The sequence below is a fragment of the Streptomyces sp. CB01881 genome (assembly GCF_002953255.1).
In the GTDB taxonomy this organism is placed as follows: domain Bacteria; phylum Actinomycetota; class Actinomycetes; order Streptomycetales; family Streptomycetaceae; genus Kitasatospora.
The window spans coordinates 597051-612264 of record NZ_CP026498.1; the positions used below are offsets into that span (position 1 = coordinate 597051).

At 74.1% G+C, this 15214-nt stretch carries 12 protein-coding genes and 1 pseudogene; 4 read left to right on the forward strand and 9 right to left on the reverse strand.

Translation table 11 applies throughout. The features are described 5' to 3' along the window. Nucleotide 1: 1 nt before the first annotated feature. From C2142_RS02875 to C2142_RS02890, 4 genes are all read right to left on the reverse strand, one after another. Nucleotides 2-478, reverse strand: coding sequence for an FMN-binding protein (locus C2142_RS02875; protein WP_148640925.1), 477 nt, complete (start codon nt 476-478; stop codon nt 2-4). 161 nt (nt 479-639) lie between these two features. Beyond that, nucleotides 640-2004 (reverse strand): ferredoxin reductase family protein, encoded by a 1365-nt coding sequence (locus C2142_RS02880; protein ID WP_148640926.1) that lies wholly within the window; start codon nt 2002-2004, stop codon nt 640-642. A 287-nt stretch (nt 2005-2291) separates the two neighbouring features. Continuing rightward, nucleotides 2292-2891 carry a GNAT family protein gene (locus C2142_RS02885; RefSeq protein WP_148640927.1) on the reverse strand — a complete coding sequence of 200 codons (600 nt, stop codon included), beginning with the start codon at nt 2889-2891 and terminating at the stop codon, nt 2292-2294. 211 nt (nt 2892-3102) lie between these two features. Continuing rightward, nucleotides 3103-3777: a TNT domain-containing protein gene (locus C2142_RS02890; protein WP_241002339.1), complete on the reverse strand. Its 675-nt coding sequence runs from the start codon at nt 3775-3777 to the stop codon at nt 3103-3105. 506 nt (nt 3778-4283) lie between these two features. Between C2142_RS02890 and C2142_RS02895 the strand changes: the two genes are divergently transcribed. Beyond that, nucleotides 4284-4682: a hypothetical protein gene (locus tag C2142_RS02895; protein ID WP_148640928.1), complete on the forward strand. Its 399-nt coding sequence runs from the start codon at nt 4284-4286 to the stop codon at nt 4680-4682. Between the two features lie 134 nt (nt 4683-4816). Here C2142_RS02895 and C2142_RS02900 read toward each other — a convergent pair whose 3' ends face one another. Further along, nucleotides 4817-6139 carry a geranylgeranyl reductase family protein gene (locus C2142_RS02900; protein WP_148640929.1) on the reverse strand — a complete coding sequence of 441 codons (1323 nt, stop codon included), beginning with the start codon at nt 6137-6139 and terminating at the stop codon, nt 4817-4819. A gap of 204 nt (nt 6140-6343) precedes the next feature. Then, complete coding sequence (locus C2142_RS02905; protein WP_148640930.1) at nt 6344-7330, reverse strand: ABC transporter substrate-binding protein; 987 nt, start codon at nt 7328-7330, stop codon at nt 6344-6346. A 670-nt stretch (nt 7331-8000) separates the two neighbouring features. On the opposite strand from C2142_RS02905, the gene C2142_RS02910 reads away from it, so the two are divergent. Next, nucleotides 8001-9065 (forward strand): LPXTG cell wall anchor domain-containing protein, encoded by a 1065-nt coding sequence (locus C2142_RS02910; protein ID WP_148640931.1) that lies wholly within the window; start codon nt 8001-8003, stop codon nt 9063-9065. A gap of 200 nt (nt 9066-9265) precedes the next feature. Here C2142_RS02910 and C2142_RS02915 read toward each other — a convergent pair. The 3 genes and pseudogenes from C2142_RS02915 to C2142_RS02925 form a co-directional block, all read right to left on the reverse strand. Further along, a pseudogene (locus C2142_RS02915) lies at nt 9266-10364 on the reverse strand (ionic transporter y4hA). A gap of 100 nt (nt 10365-10464) precedes the next feature. Further along, complete coding sequence (locus C2142_RS02920; RefSeq protein WP_241002340.1) at nt 10465-12225, reverse strand: serine/threonine-protein kinase; 1761 nt, start codon at nt 12223-12225, stop codon at nt 10465-10467. Continuing rightward, nucleotides 12215-13069 carry a serine/threonine protein kinase gene (locus tag C2142_RS02925; protein WP_241002341.1) on the reverse strand — a complete coding sequence of 285 codons (855 nt, stop codon included), beginning with the start codon at nt 13067-13069 and terminating at the stop codon, nt 12215-12217. The genes C2142_RS02920 and C2142_RS02925 overlap by 11 nt, the downstream gene beginning before the upstream one ends. Before the next feature lie 263 nt (nt 13070-13332). Between C2142_RS02925 and C2142_RS02930 the strand changes: the two genes are divergently transcribed. Further along, nucleotides 13333-14298 (forward strand): SDR family NAD(P)-dependent oxidoreductase, encoded by a 966-nt coding sequence (locus C2142_RS02930; protein WP_148640932.1) that lies wholly within the window; start codon nt 13333-13335, stop codon nt 14296-14298. Between the two features lie 183 nt (nt 14299-14481). Continuing rightward, a complete protein-coding gene (locus C2142_RS02935) occupies nt 14482-14892 on the forward strand; it encodes a hypothetical protein (protein WP_148640933.1) in 411 nt (136 codons plus the stop codon). The last annotated feature ends 322 nt before the right edge of the window (nt 14893-15214 follow it).

A 15214-nucleotide genomic window follows, 5' to 3' on the forward strand; every position in this document is an offset into this window, starting at 1 on the left:
CTCACCGGCCGGCCTGGTCGAGGGCGCTCTGCAGCGAGCGGGTGTAGCCGTCGCTGGTGTAGGTGGCGCCGGAGACCACGTCGACGTCGGCGCTCTGGGCGGCGAGTGCCTCCTGGTTGAGCACGGGTATGGCGCTCGCGTTGATCTCCCGGTCGCGGCGGTCGCTGGTGGGGTACTTCACGACGTCGACCTTGGTGATCTTCGTTCCGTCGAGCGTGACCTTCACCTGGACCGGCCCGTACCGGGTGGGGACGGCGTCCCCGGTGACCGTCCGCACGGAGGATGACCCGGACGAGGACGCGGAGGAGGAGCCGGACGAGCCGGAGGAGGGCACGGAGGCACCCGAGGAGGCCTGCGCCGGCCCGGCGGCGGACAGCACCGTCGGGGTCGAGCCGCCCCCGCCGTCGTGGGGTTTGAGGGAGAGTAGCAGGATCACGCCGGCGGCGGTGGCGGTGCAGGTGACGACGGCTCTTCGCATCGGTCGCTCCTCTGGACAGCGGGAAGGCGGGAAGACGGAGAAGGGAATGGCGGGAAGGACAGCAGGGAGACGGAGAGACGGAGAGACGGGAGGCGGAGAGACGGGAGGCGGAGAGACGGGAGGCGGAGAGACGGGAGGCGGAGAGGCGCGAGGTGGCCCGGTCAGAGCTCGAAGGACTCGTGGTGGATGCGCCCGCGACGTACCCCGGCCGCCCGCAGCGCGCGGACCGCGTCCTCGCTGAACCGGGCCGGGCCGCACAGGTAGACCTCGTGCCGGGCGAGGTCGGGGACGAGACGGGCGAGCGCGGTACCGAGGTCCCCGGTCTGGGCGCGGCTGCCGAGCACTTCGTGCACGCGGGCGCCGCGCCGGGCAGCGACCTGGGCGAGTTCGGCACGGAACAGCACGTCGTCGGCGGTGCGGGCCCGTTGGACCAGCGTCACCTCGCCGGGCAGGGTCTCGAACAGCGCCCGCAGCGGCGTGATGCCGACACCCGCGCCGAGCAGCAGCACCTTGCGCGTCCGGTGCCGCCGGGCGGTGAACGCCCCGTACGGTCCTTCGGCGCGGACCTTCGTGCCGGGGCGCAACGCGGCCACGGCGGCGCTGTGCGCGCCGAGGTCCTTGACGGTGAAGCGGAGGAACTGCGGGTGTGCGGGCGCGGAGAGCGAGTAGGGGTTGGCGGCCCAGCGCAGTGCCCGGGTCTGGAACTGGAGGCGGAAGAACTGGCCCGGTTCGGCGCGCAGTTCGGGCAGCCGGCGGCCGGTGAGGAAGACCGAGACGACGCCCGGGCCCTCCGGCCGGACCTCGGCGACGGTGAGCCGGTGACGGCGGTCGCGCAGCCAGGGGACGGCCAGCCGGTACCAGCCGACGAGCAGCGCGGTGCCGAGGTAGAGCGCGGTCCAGGCGAGGCGGGCGGGGCCCGGGCCGAGATCGGCGCCGGTGGCGAGTTGGTGGCCGAACCCGAGGGCGACCGCGAGGTAGGTGCCGAGGTGCAGGTAGTACCAGGTCTCGTGGCTGAGGCGGCGGCGGGCGGCGCGGGCGGAGACCAGGCCCGTGCCGAGCATCAGCAGGGTGGCCAGCCCGGCCTTCAGCATCTCGGGCCAGTGCAGGACGATGTCCACGCCCTCGCCGATCGGGCCGCGGCCGTCGGTGAGCGCGTAGCCCCAGACCACGGTGAGCACGTGGACGGCGACCAGCCCGACCAGGTAGCGGCCGCCCCAGGCGTGCCAGCGGGCGAGGCGGTCGGCGCCGACTCCGCGTTCCAGGAACGGCAGCCGGGCCATCAGGAGCAGCAGGACGGGGGCCGCGTATCCGGCGAGCAGTCCGGTGATCCGGCCGGCGCCGGTGAGCCACTGCGCGGGACCCGCGATCCGCTCGGTGTCCTGCCACCAGAGCGCCAGCACGGCCACGGCGCCCGCCGCGATCACCGACCGGACGACCAGGGCCGTGGTGCCGGGGGGAAGCGGTCGGCGGGCCGGGCGGCGGGCCGGACCGGCCGGACGGGCTCGGTGTGTGAGCGGTACGGTCACGGTGCCCTCCTCGGCTGCCGGTTCTGCCTGGGAGGCCAACCATGCCAGCGGAGCCGACCGGGCGCGCGCCCCCAAGAGACCCCTCACGTTCCACCGGGGAGGATGTTTCCGCAGGTCAGAGAGGGTCCGCAGGACGGCGGCAGCCCCAGTGGATCTCACCGCTTTCTCACCTGCCGACGCCCGCCTGCGCCTTCCCACGCCCGCTGACGCCCGCCTGCGCCCGCGGACGGCTTCCGGCGCCTACTGGCCGCTGCGACCGGCGCTCACCACCGGGCGCCCGCCACCGGCTACGCGGGCTCGGGGTCGCCGGCGAGCCGGGCGTGCAGGTGCTCGTCGTGGTACTTGCCGTCACCGAAGAGGTACGAGGCGCGCAAGGTGCCCTCGTAGGGGAAGCCGCAGCGTTCGGCGACGCGGCAGGAGGCGTCGTTCCCGGCCGCGTGTGCGATCTCGATGCGGCGGGTCTCGGCCGTGGCGATGCCCCAGCTGGTGACCGCCCTGACCGCCCGGGTGGCGGCGCCGCGGCCGCGGGCGGCCGGTGCCAGCCAGTAGCCGATCATCGCGAGGCCGTCCTCCCGGTTCACCCAGCGCAGGGCGGTGTTTCCCAGCAGTGTCCGGTCGGCGCCGTCGAGGATGGCGAAGGCGGCGCTGTTGCCGCTCTCCCAACCGGCGTCGCAGCGGTCGAGGTACGCCCCGGCACTGGCCTCGTCGGTGGTGCGCAACGGGTTCCACAGGGCGATCGCCGGATCGGCCGCGGCGGCGATCAGGGCGGGCACGGCGCCGTCGCGGACATCGGTCTTCCGCCCCCAGGGGCACAGGACGACGTCTCCCAGGTCGAGCGTGACCGGGATGAACGAGCGCTGGTCGGCGGCGGTTTCGATGGTACTCATCCGCCCTTCCTACCCGGCTCCGGGTGAGCGCGCCAGCGAATTCCGCCAGGCCGGGAGGGGACCGGTGCGGCGCGCGGGACCGGCGGACGACGTCCGGCGCTCCGGGTGAGGCCGGTCCGGGCGGAGAGGGCCGGTGCGCCGGGGACGGCAGCCCCCGGCGCACCGGGCCCGCAGCAACCGGCCCGGGCGCATCAACCGGCCCGGGCGGGCGTCAGATCCGGGCGAGGTAGCCGTTGTCGACGAGCCAGAGCACGTTCAGCCGGGCCGGGCCGTTCGGCACGAGGGCGGCGTCGAGCTGGTACTGGAAGCCGTAGCCGGGCTGGCCGAACCAGGGCGCGATCGGGCCGGCGTGCACCTTGAACGGCTTCAGCACCTTGTAGTCGTGGTAGTTGCAGGGGGCCGCGGGGTTGCTGTCGAGGCTCTGCGGCGGGATCGAACGGCTGGCGTAGGGCAGGCCCTCGGGGGCGAGGAAGGAGCCGTACTCGCTGCCGTAACGGTCGATGTTCTGGTTCGGGTAGAGGGTGAGCTCGAACTCGATCGGGGTGCCGTCGGGCAGCGTGACGTAGCCGTTCGCCGGCGGGTAGATCCAGCCCGGGCTTCCGTTGTTGGCGGTGGGGCTGTAGTAGGTGGCCAGGAACTTGTCCTCGGAGAGGCCGCCGGTGCGCTTGTAGCCGATCAGTTCGCGGCCGACCGGGCCGGTGGTCGGCAGGTCCTCGGGGCCGAGGCGCGGGTCGCCGTGGTAGTCGGCGGCCGAGCACTCGTCGGAGGGGGTCGCGGTGGCCGCATCGGCGGTGGCCGTGTCCGCGGCGGAGGCCGGCAGGGCGGGGGCGAGCAGCGCTACGACCGCGGTGAGCGGTGCGACGAACAGGCGAAGGCGAAGGCGCACGGTGTCTCCGTCGTATCAAGGTCATAGGGACCGGAGGATGATCCGTCACCCTCCGTGTCCAGGTCGCCACCCAGGCAAGCGGATCACCTGACTCCACGTCAACAGGACGGGTCCGGAACGCCGGTGTTTTCTCCTGTTTCGACCAACCCGCCCACACCGAACCAAGGGCGTGCAGGATGGAGGGTCACGCCCCCGGGGAACGGTCGCGCCCCCGGCACGCCCGCCTGCATCGTCCGCGCCGCCTGCACCGCCTGCACCGTCCGCGCCGCCGCTCCGCCCCGCGTCCCCTGCCCGCCCGCACCGTCGGCCCGGACCCCACCCACCCCCTGGATCACACCCGGATCCACGCCCGGGGCCGCCCCCGCAGCCGCGCCCGGACCAACGTCGTAACGAAGCTGTTCCGGGCGCCATCAAATGCGTTGACACTCCGTCAAGCCGCCCCGACCATCTCGGATACGGCCCGGCCGTCAGGCCGTCGTCGCACCGACAATCGGGGGTGGACAGCGATGTCGTACCAGGCACAGCAGTGGGGGCCCGAGAAGATGCCGGGCTCGGTCCGGTGGGCGGTCGCAGGGGTGTGGGTGCATGCCGTCCTGAACGGCCTCGCCGGGCTCTTCCTGTTCGCACTGACGAGCGACGAGACCGGTGACGGCGTCGGGCTGGTCCGGCTCGTCGCCGTCCTGTCGCTCCTCATCTCCGTCATCCTCGGCACCTGCGCCGCACTGGCCCCGCGCCGGGCCGGCTGGACCAGGATCACCGTACTGGTGATCGAGTGGCTCTCGATCATCTCCGGCCTGCTCCAGCTCTTCTCCGGCGCCTTCATCGCGCTCGCCGGGCTCGCCATCGCCCTGCTGATCGTCACGGCCTTCATGTCGAACGACGGCAAGCGGTGGTTCAACGCCTGACGGAACGCGGCGCGCGGCGGCGAGGCGTCGCAACGAGGAGGTGTCGTCCGGCGGAGAGGTACCCTCCGGCGAGGACGCCCCGCGGCGACGGATCCTCGCCGCCACGCGGACGCCTCGCCCGATGTCGTTCCGCGTCAGGACCGGCTGCTCGGCGCCATCTTGCCGAGGACGTGGAGCAGCCGGTCGAGCGCGTCGCGGGAGTTCGGCTCGGTCAGGTTGACCATCAGCCGGAAGGCCACCTTCAGCAGGGCGGGGTGGCCGAGGCCGAGCGCGCCGGCCGTTCCGAGCAGCCGGGGGCGGCCCAGCACGTCGGCGACCAGCCGGCCGAGCGCGAAGTACCCGTCGTAGGCGGCGCGCAACGCCTGCGGGTAGGCGCGCAGGGCGAGTTCGCGACCGCGGTCGGTGCGCCGGGCCAGCGCCTGGACGATCGTCTCGGCGGCGTACCGGCCGGACTCCATCGCGTAGGCGATGCCCTCGCCGGTCGCCGGGCTGACCGTGCCGCCCGCGTCGCCGATCAGCAGCAGGCCGTCGGCGTAGTGCGGCTGGCGGTTGAGCCCCATCGGGAGGGCCGAGCCGCGGACGGGCTCGGTGATGCCCTCGGGCGTGAAGCCGTACTCGGGCGGCAGGAGGGCGCACCAGCGGCGGAGCAGGTCCCGCCAGTCCACCTCGCGGGCCACAGCGGCGGTGTCCAGCACGCCGAGACCGACGTTGGCGGTGCCGTCGCCCATCCCGAACACCCAGGCGTATCCGGGCAGCAGGCGCCTGGCCGGGTCCCGCGGGTCGCGCAGGTCGAGCCAGGCCTCCAGGTAGCGGTCGTCGTGCCGCGGGGTGGTGAAGTACGTCCGGTAGGCGACGCCCATCGCCCGGTCGGTGCGGCGGTAGCGCTGCATGGCGAGCGACAGCCGGGTGGAGTTCCCGTCCGCGGCGACGACCAGCGGCGCGTGGTAGCTGACCGGTTGCCGGTCCTCGCCGAGGCGGGCCGTCACCCCGGTGATCCGGCCGGTCCGCTCGTCGACCAACGGGCCTGCCACGTTGGCCCGTTCGACCAGTCTCGCGCCGGCGGAGGCGGCCCGGCGGGCGAGCAGTTCGTCGAAGTCGGCGCGCCGCCGGACCAGTCCGAACGAGGGGAAGGCCGAGAGCTGGGGCCAGTCGAACTCCAGCCGTCGTTCCCCGGCGACCACGCGCAACCCCCGGTTGTGCAGCCAGCCGGCCTCCTCGGAGACGTCGATGCCGAGGTCGACCAGCTGCTTGACGGCGCGCGGCGTCAGACCGTCGCCGCAGACCTTCTCGCGGGGGAAGGCCGACTTCTCCAGCAGCAGCACGTCGAGGCCGGTCCGGGCGAGGTGGTAGGCGGCGGTGGAGCCCGCCGGTCCCGCGCCCACCACGATCACGTCGGCGTGCTCCGGCCCGCGGCCGGGCGCGAGATCGGTGGACAACTGCTGCTCTGGGCCGGGCATCAGGCACTCCCACGGGTCGGATCGGCTGCGGACTCGCGGTCACCGACGATAGGGACAGCGACCGCCGTGCCGCGCCCCGACACGCGGACCCCGCCCCGATGACCGGTCGTTACCGGCCATCAGGGCGGGGCGTCGGCACCCGCGACGGCGTTCGGGGCACCCTCGGGCACGTGCGGCACGGATCGCCGGACGCGCCCCCGGCGGTCAGAGACCGCCGTTGACGACGGCGCTGGAGACCGCGCCACGGTGCAGGTTCCACTTGGCGAGGATCTTGTCGTACTCGCCGCTGTGGATCACCTCGTCGAGCGCCTTGGCGATGACGTCGCGCAGGGCGGTGTTGCCCTTGGCGACGGTGATGCCGTACGGACCGGCCTGCAGGAAGTTGGAACTGGCCAGCTCGAAGGTGCCGACGCGGCCCGGCTGGGTGGTGTTGTACTGGGCCACCGGGTAGTCGTTCAGGTCGGCGGCCGCCGCGCCGGCGGCGACCTCGGCGAGCGCCTGGTCGTCGCTCTCGAAGCGGTGGATCTGCAGCTGCTTGCCGGTCCGCAGGCAGGCCGCGGTCTGCCGGGTGGCCAGCTCGTCCTGGACGGTGCCGCGCTGGACGGCCACGGTCCGGCCGCAGAGGCTCTCCAGGGAGGAGAGGTTCAGCGGGTTGCCGGCCTTGACCACCATCGACGTCCCGGAGCCGAAGTAGTCGACGAAGTCCACGCCCGCGTCGGCCTGGTGGCCGTCGTCGGCGGCGCCCAGCTGGCGCTGCTTGGTGTCGATCACCGCCGACATCGCCAGGTCGATCTGCTTGGCCTGGACGGCCGGAATCAGCTTCTCGAACGGCATGTCGGTGAACTCGACCTTCAGCCCGATCGCGGAGCCGACCGCCTTGGCGAGCTCCGGGTCGAGCCCGGCGGGCGCACCGCCGGAGTCCTTGAATTCCACCGGCGGGTAGTTGAGGTAGGAGCCGATCTTGAGCACCCCTGCGGCCTTGACCGCCCTGGGGAGCCGGGCCTGGAGGTCGTCCTGGCTGTCGGGAGCCGGAGCGGGGCTGCCGCAGCCGGTGAGCAGCAGGCCGCCGGCGCCGAGGGCGGCGGCGGCACGCAGCGGTGCTCGGGAGCGCCCTGCGGCGGACAGGAGGGCGGGAGCGGGTCTGGGTGCGGGGGTGGATCCGGGTGTGGGGGTGGTGAGGGTTCGGTGCATCGCGATGCGTCTTCTTCGCAGGTGAGGGAGTGCGTTCAGGGAGACGCCGCGCCGGAGGGCTGCCGGGGTACGCAGGGCGGACCACATCGCCGTGTGCCCAGATGGGGCCGCCCCGGGGTGTGGGGGCGGCCGGTCGGCGGAGGTCCGCCTTCAGGGGCGGTCGGGGCCATCCTCGCACCCCTCGCCACGGGCGGAGGAGGCGGGGCGACCGAGGGCACGGTGCCGTCGGCGCAGAGGCGGCGGCTTCGGCGGGCCTCCTCGGCGTCCACGGCGACACGGAACGGGTCGCGGCGCCGCGCTGCGCGGGTCACGGCGCGGGCCAGGGCGCGGGCCAGGGCGCGGTGCCGCCACGGGTGGGAGGCGCGGCCCGGGCGCGGCGTCGTGCGCCACCCCTTCCGGCGTGGTGGCCCCCAGAAGCACGGCGCCCCGGGCGGTACACGTATCTCTCACAATCGGGTGATCGGATCGTTGCACGGGACTAAATCGGACAATTGGCCTGCCTGCATGGCAATCCGGCCAAATCTGCCTTGCATCGCCGCAGCGGCTGCGCGACGTTAGGGCCTCTCGTTCACCGTCACCCACCGTCACCGGTCGGGTTTCCGGCTGCCGAGGGCTCTCCCACCTGCCTCGCGGGCCTCACCCGGCCCGCCGATCCACCATGGACACCAGCATGCGCATCCGCTCCACTGCAGCGCGATCCCTCGTCGCCGTTCCCACCGCCGCCGCCCTGCTGCTGCTCGCACCGACCGCGCACGCGGTCGCCGGAGGCAAGCCCCCGAAGGGCAACAACGGGACCGTCAAGATCCACGACACGGCGACGGGGCAGGAGGACACCCGCAACGAGCCCAAGGTCTGCACCTTCTACCTGGACTCCTTCGGCTTCGACCCCGGCCAGGACGTCATCTGGCTGATCGCCGAGGTCCACGACAAGACCGAGAAGGCCGTCGCGTTCGGCGACCTGCCGGTGGACGGCAAGGGCCACGTCCGCACCGAGGACATCAACCTGCCGGACGGCCAGTACAAGCTGTACTGGGCCTCCGTCGAGCTGGTCGACGGGAAGCTGCCGGCCGAGCCGGAGCTCAACAACCCCAAGCACAAGGTCTTCAAGGTCGACTGCGGCGGCAAGACCCCGGCCCCGACCGGGAAGCCCTCGCCGAGCGCCACCCCGTCCAAGACCCCGTCCAAGACCCCGCCCGCCTCTCCGAGCACCTCGACGTCGCCCTCGCAGTCCCCCTCGGCGACGCCGTCGCAGACGCCCTCGCAGACGCCTTCGCAGACGCCGTCGCAGACGCCGTCGGCGACCAGCACGCCGACCACGACGCCGAGCACGCCGGCCTCGCCGACCGCGACCACCGCGCCGACGGCCAGCCCGTCGGCGACCACCCCGGAGAAGCCGTCCGCGACCCCGTCCGCGACGCCGTCGGCCACCACCCCGGCCACCACCGAGCCGAGCACCGAGGCCCCGGCCCCGACCACCGGCCCGACCACCGCCCCGACCGCGACCGTCCCGGTGCAGACCCCGCCGGCCAACACCGTGGTCAACCCGGACAAGCCGCTGATCATGCCCGCCGCGGTCAGCGTCCCGACCCCGATCCCGGGCGCCGCGCAGGCCGGCAAGAACCTCGCCTCCACCGGTAGCGACGGCACCCTGCTCTACGCCGGCGCCGGCACCGCGCTGCTGCTGGCCGGCGCGGGCGCCGTGGTCTACACCCGCCGCACCCGCAAGTCCTCCTGACCCCGGGAAGCAGAACGGGCGGGCCGGTGACCGAACGGTCGCCGGCCCGCCCGCCGGTTCCGGAACGCTCCGGCGAGGAACCGGGACCGGACCCGTCCGGGTGAAGAACGAGGCCGGCCCGGTGGAGGACCGGAACCGGCCCGGCCAGGGGGCGGGACCGGCCTCGCGACCGGCCCGGCCGGGGCACGGGCCCGCTCCGGTCAGGGGTTGATCGCGGGCACCACGAACGCCGCCATCACCGCCAGGTGCACCGCGCCCTGGAGCGGGGTGGCCCGCCGGGGAATGACCGTCAGCGTGCCGACCACGATGGTCAGCGAGAGCAGCACCAGGTACGACGGGCCGAGCCCGAGCACCAGCGGGCCGGGCAGCCAGACCGAGGCGACCCACCGCCGGGATGGTCAGCCCGATGCTCGCCAGCGCCGAGCCGAGTGCCAGGTTGAGGCTGGTCTGCACCCGGTTGCGCAGGGCCGCGCGCAGCGCCGCGATGGTCTCCGGCAGCAGCACCAGCAGCGCGATGACCACGCCGACCACCGAGGACGGCAGCCCGGCCGACTCGACCGCCGACTCGATGGTGGGCGAGACTCCCTTGGCCAGGCCCACCACCGAGACCAGCGAGACGCCGAGCAGCGACAGGCTGGCGAGCGCCGCCCGGTTGGTCGGCGGCTCGGCGTGGTCCTCCTCGGTGAGGACCTTGCCCTCCGGCGTGACCGGCAGGAAGTAATCCCGGTGCCGGATGGTCTGGGTGGCCACGAACAGCCCGTACAGCATGATCGAGGCGGCCGCCGCGAAGACCAGCTGGGTGGAGGAGAACTGCGGGCCCGGCGAGCTGGTGGTGAAGGTCGGCAGTACCAGGCTGAGCGTGGCGAGTGTGCCGATGCAGGCCAGCGCCGCGCCCGTGCCCTCGGCATTGAAGACCGCCACCCGGTACTTGAGCGCGCCGATCAGGATGGACAGTCCGAAGATGCCGTTGCAGGTGATCATCACGGCGGCGAACACGGTGTCCCGGGCCAGCGTGGAGGCCTTGTCCCCACCGTCGGCCATCAGCGTCACGATCAGTGCCACCTCGATGACGGTCACCGCCACGGCGAGCACCAGCGAACCCATCGGCTCGCCGACCCGGTGGGCGATCACCTCGGCGTGGTGCACGGCGGCGAGCACCGCGGCGCCCAGGAAGCAGGCGACCAGGGCCACCACCCAACCGGGCACGTCACGGTGCCAGGTCAGGACGAGAAGGACGAGGGACACCACCGGGACGACCACGGTCCACTGCGCGATGACCGCGTGGAGCTTTCTGATCATGCGGCCGAGCATCGCATCCGTCACCGCGTTGGCCGGGCAACGGCGCCGGCCCCCCTGCCGATGTGACCGGGCCCGGTGCCGCGAGCGCCGTCCGCGCTGGTCAGCCACCGTACTCGGCGAGGTAGCCGAGCACCTTGGCGACATGCGCACTCACCCGGTCGGGGACGCCGCCGGTGTCGGCGACGGTCTTGTCGCTGGTCCGGTAGCCGGCCGTGACGAGGGCCGGCAGACTGTCCGTCATCCCCCGGTGCTTGAACTGCTGGTCGAGCCAGCAGACGTAGTTGCCCATCGACGCGATCGCGTCGACCGGGTCGAAGTAGTCCTTCACCCCGTCGTGGTCGGCGTCCTGCGCCCAGGCGTTGAAGACGGCGGGCGTCCACATCGCGATGCCGTACTCGCCGGACTCGGGGTGCGCGGCCTTCGGGTCGAAGCCGCTCTCGGCCTTGAGCATCGCGGCCAGCAGCGCCGGGGTGATCTCCGGCTCGGGGCACCGGCGGGCCGCGTCCTCGATCGGGCCACGCAGTTCGACGGGCACATCGGCACCGGGCGGGAGTGCACCGGGCGGAACCGCCGCGGGCGGCCTCGCACCGGACGGAACCGCCGCGGGCGCCTTCGCACCGGGCGGGAGCAGGCCGGCCGGGGAGGACGGCGGTGACGCACCGAGCGCCGGCCCGGCCGCGGTGACGGTCTCCGGGGAACCGACGGGCTCCGGGGCGCCGGTGAGGGCGAGCACCACGGCGGCCGCCGCAACCGTCCCCGCCAGCCCCACCAGCCTGCCCGCGCCCGTGACCGCACCCGCGCCGCCCGCGGCCGCACTGCCCGGACCCGCACCCGGACTGCCCGGACCCGCTCCCGCACGGCCCGGCCCGGACCGCCGCCGGCGTCCGCGTTCCCGGCCCGCGGCGGCGCCCTGCCGCCCGCCCGCCGCGGCCGCGGTGAGCAGGGCGGTGAGGTCCACCCGCCCCCGCACCTCCCGGTCCACGGCCAGGCAGGCCGTCACCACCTCCCGCCAGCAGGCGGGCAGCGCATCGTCCAGCCGCAGCGGCGCCGCGCCGCGCGCATACGCCTGCGCGGCGAGCGAACGGGCGCGGGCGGTCGCACCCAGGAAGGGGTGCAGCCCGCCGGTGAGCAGCTGGTGGGCGAGGACGCCGAAGGCCCAGATGTCGGCGCTGGGGCGCAGGGCGACGCCGCGGGCACCGGTCCGCTCCGACCACCACTCGGGCGGGACGTGGTCGGGCGAACCGAGCGGCGGCGCATAGGCGTGGGTGCCCTCCAGCTCGGCGGTGAGGCCGAAGTCGGCGAGTTTGGCGGTGCCGTCGGCCATCAGCAGGATGTTGCCGGGCTTGAGGTCGCCGTGCACCCAGCCGGCGCCGTGCATGTGGGTGAGGCCGGCGCCGACCTCGGCGAGGATCCGTTCGGCGCCGGGGACGGGCGCATGCGGACGGGCGGCGGCCAGGACGTCCTGGAGGCTGCGGGCGGCGCGTTCCATCACCAGGGCCACCGCCCCGTCGAGCCCGGGGTGGGCGGGGTCGTCGACGGTGACGACGGCGAGGGTGCGGATCAGGTGCGGGTGGTCGGCGAGACGACTGAACCGCATCTCACTCCGGGCGACCTGCGCCATCGTCCGCCGCTGCCCTGGGCTGAGCCGCGCCGGGCTGAGGAACTTCACCGCCGCGTCCGGGAGTTCACCCGTCCCGTGGGCGGCGTGAACGGTGCCCCAGGCGCCGGCGCCGATCGGCTCGCCGGTGCGGTAGCCGGCCACGGGGTAACCGGGCGGCACCGCGACCGGCGGCTCCTCGGGCCGGTCCGGCCGCGGGGCGGCGGGCTGCGTGGGCGGCGGCACGGCGCCGTCAGCCGCCACGCCGGGGCGGGAGCAGCGCCAGGTGTTCCTCCCGGACGAGGTCGAACCTCAGTGCCAGGGCCACGAGTTCCTCCCGCTTGCCCCCGCTGCGGCCGGCCCCGTCCGCCGCCTCCTCGGGCGTGTCGCGCAGCCGCAGCTTGGTCGCCACCAGGTAGTCGATGTGGTAGTTGACGGCGGATCGGGTGAGGTCCCGGCAGGCGGGCAGGGCGCGTAGCCGGGCCACCACGTCGGTGGCGCCGGGGACGGAGGCGGCGGAGGGCGCGCGCAACCGGGGTTCGCAGAGGGCGAGCAGGACCAGGAAATACTTGGAGGTCGGGTCGAGGGCGAACGGGCTGACCGTCCGCTCGCCGTCACGGGCTTCGGACTCGCCCTCCAGGTAGGCGTGTTGGGGTGCGAAGACCTTGAACGCGGCCGGTTCGCCGAGGGCCGGCAGCAGGACCCGGGAGAACTCGAACGGGACCGGCGCGCCGAGTCGGCCGGGCGCGACCTTGACGTGCTCGCCGGCGCCCTCCAGGTTCTCCACCACGTAGGTGGCGGAGGCACTGAAGTTGGAGAGCCGCCAGTAGTCCTCGGCGGCGGTGATCTCGCCCGCCCGGCGCGAGACGCCCTGGTCGGCGAGCGGGATGGCGACGGGGCGGCCGGGCTCGCCACGCCCGAACTCGGCCGCCTCGCCCGGGCCCAGGTGCAGCAGCACCGGCCGGGCGGGGCCGGCGGGCCGGGCAGAGCCCGGATGCCTGCCGAGGCTCGCGGGCCGGATCGACGATCCGCCGGGCGCGAGCCCTCCGGGGGACTCGCTGCGGGCTTCCGGGCGGGGTTCGGGCAGTTGCACGATGACCGTGTCCATGCAGGCCACCTCCGTGGGTCGGGTCGATCGTAGCCGTCCGAACCGCCTCGCGCCGGTCCGCCACTCGAACGAGTGAACGCCGTGGCGTGGCGGCACCGGCCCCTCGCCACCGGGCGTCGATTCCGCCTGCCCATCACCGAGTTGGCGGCCGGTCGGACGGACCGGACGTCCTCCGGGAGGCGGAGGCCGCTCCTCCTCCCGGTCGGCGGGTCGGGCCGGTCGGCCGGGAGACACACCCGCCGCCGGCTGCCAGGGTTTCGGCCATGGACACCACCAACCCCCTTGCCCCCAGCACCGTTTCACCGGCCGCCACCCCCGCGCGACGGTCCCTGCTGGGCGCCTCCGCACTCGGGCTGGCCGCCGCGGCGGCCACGGCCGGCCCACTGGGCGCCGCCGGACGCGCCGAGGCCGCCCCGCAGGAGCGGCGCACACCACGCCGGTTCGAGGGCCGGACCGTGCTGATCACCGGCGCCACCTCGGGCATAGGGCGGGCGGCCGCGACCGCGTTCGCCGCAGAGGGTGCCCGGGTCGGGTTCTGCGGCCGCCGGGCCGAACTCGGCCGCCAGGTCGAGCAGGAGATCCGCCGCGGCGGCGGCGAGGCCTCCTACTTCCCGGCGGACGTGCGCGACCCGGCCCAGGTCGAGCGGTTCACCGAGCAGGTGGCGGCCCGGTACGGCGGTATCGACATCGCGGTCAACAACGCCGGGATCGGCAGCGGCCGGCTGCTCCACGAACTGACCGTCGCCGAGTGGGACGACGTCATGAACACCAACGCCCGCGGGGTCTTCCTCGCCGTCAAGTACCAGGTCCCGCACATGCTGAAGGCCGGGCGCGGGGTGATCGTCTGCACGGCGTCCTCGGCCGCCGAGCAGGCCCGGCCGAACGGCGGAGCCTACGCGGCGAGCAAGCGGGCGATCCAGGGCATCGTCAAGGCGGCGGCCCTGGCCTACGGGCCGCGGGGCATCCGGGTCAACGCGATCCTGCCGGGCACCACCGACACCGCGTTCGTCCGCCCGCCGGGCGTGCCGGACGCGGACTGGGCGCGGTTCAAGCAGGCGTTCGGCCCGCTGAACGTCGAGGGGCTGGAGCGGATGGCCGAGCCCGCGGAGATCGCCCGGGCGATCCTGGCGCTCGCCTCGGACGACTTCGCCTACCAGAGCGGCGCGTCCGTCCCGGTGGACGGCGGGGCGACGGCCGGACGGCGGCTGGTGATGCCGCCGGCCCGCTGAGTCGTCACCGACGCCCCCCCGGGGGGGCGGCCGGGACGCCCGGGGCGAATGGCCACCATGGTTGCAGCACGTAGTTGAACCGTCACCTTGAGTGTGATGCAGCGCACATGTGGCATGTCCACGAAATGTGCAAGACTCATCCCACCCAGTGAGATTCCCTTGATTTCCAAGGAGGTTCCTATCATGCACGCTCGGATCGCAGCTCTGATGGTCACCGTGGCAGGGATCACGGCCGCAACGGCCCTTCCGGCCTCGGCGGCAACGGTCGCCGACACGTCGGACAAGGTGGCGTGCGTCGCCGCGGTCAACCTGCCGTGCGCCTGGCAGGAGACGACCGACGGAGGCTTCGTCGGGGTGGCGCAGGTCTCGGCCGCCGACCCGGCTCAGCTGACGCTCGTCCGGGTCGAGGTCAAGACGCAGCGGGCCTGGGGCAGCCCGTGGGTCACCGTGGCGTCCGCGACCACCGTCACCCACGGGTCCGCCAAGGCCGTCACGCCCCGCGTGGTCACCGGCGACCTCCGGATGATCTGCGCCACCGGCGGCCCGGCACTGGATGCCGCGCAGCGGGTCACCACCTGTACCAACCCGTTCTGATCCCGGCAGGGTTGGTGAGGCCTCCGGGGACCGTGGGGGTTCCGTAGGCCGGAAACGGTTCGGGGGGCACGGCTGTGCCCTGCCCCCCGAACACCACCAACTCCACCGGCAGCCACTCAGGAAGCTCCCAGTCCGCACTCAGGCCAAGGGCGCGCCGACAATGCGCCAACCTCCCGCCGGAACCCGCCCGGCGCGTGCAACCCTCTTCGGAGCATGGGATTTTGCACTATCTTGGCAATGCGTGGAGCGGGGCGGGCCGCCCACCCGGAAGGCGTACCCCGAGCGACGAGGCCCGCCCGCGCACCGTGCTCCACCCCGCCAC

What these genes read in the sequence shown, in the direction of transcription:
- C2142_RS02875 (WP_148640925.1), bottom strand. Translation starts at nt 478, where the DNA reads ATGCGAAGAGCCGTCGTCACCTGCACCGCCACCGCCGCCGGCGTGATC.
- C2142_RS02885 (WP_148640927.1), bottom strand. Translation starts at nt 2,891, where the DNA reads ATGAGTACCATCGAAACCGCCGCCGACCAGCGCTCGTTCATCCCGGTC.
- C2142_RS02895 (WP_148640928.1), top strand. Translation starts at nt 4,284, where the DNA reads ATGTCGTACCAGGCACAGCAGTGGGGGCCCGAGAAGATGCCGGGCTCG.
- C2142_RS02900 (WP_148640929.1), bottom strand. Translation starts at nt 6,139, where the DNA reads ATGCCCGGCCCAGAGCAGCAGTTGTCCACCGATCTCGCGCCCGGCCGC.
- C2142_RS02905 (WP_148640930.1), bottom strand. Translation starts at nt 7,330, where the DNA reads ATGCACCGAACCCTCACCACCCCCACACCCGGATCCACCCCCGCACCC.
- C2142_RS02910 (WP_148640931.1), top strand. Translation starts at nt 8,001, where the DNA reads ATGCGCATCCGCTCCACTGCAGCGCGATCCCTCGTCGCCGTTCCCACC.
- C2142_RS02925 (WP_241002341.1), bottom strand. Translation starts at nt 13,069, where the DNA reads ATGGACACGGTCATCGTGCAACTGCCCGAACCCCGCCCGGAAGCCCGC.
- C2142_RS02930 (WP_148640932.1), top strand. Translation starts at nt 13,333, where the DNA reads ATGGACACCACCAACCCCCTTGCCCCCAGCACCGTTTCACCGGCCGCC.
- C2142_RS02935 (WP_148640933.1), top strand. Translation starts at nt 14,482, where the DNA reads ATGCACGCTCGGATCGCAGCTCTGATGGTCACCGTGGCAGGGATCACG.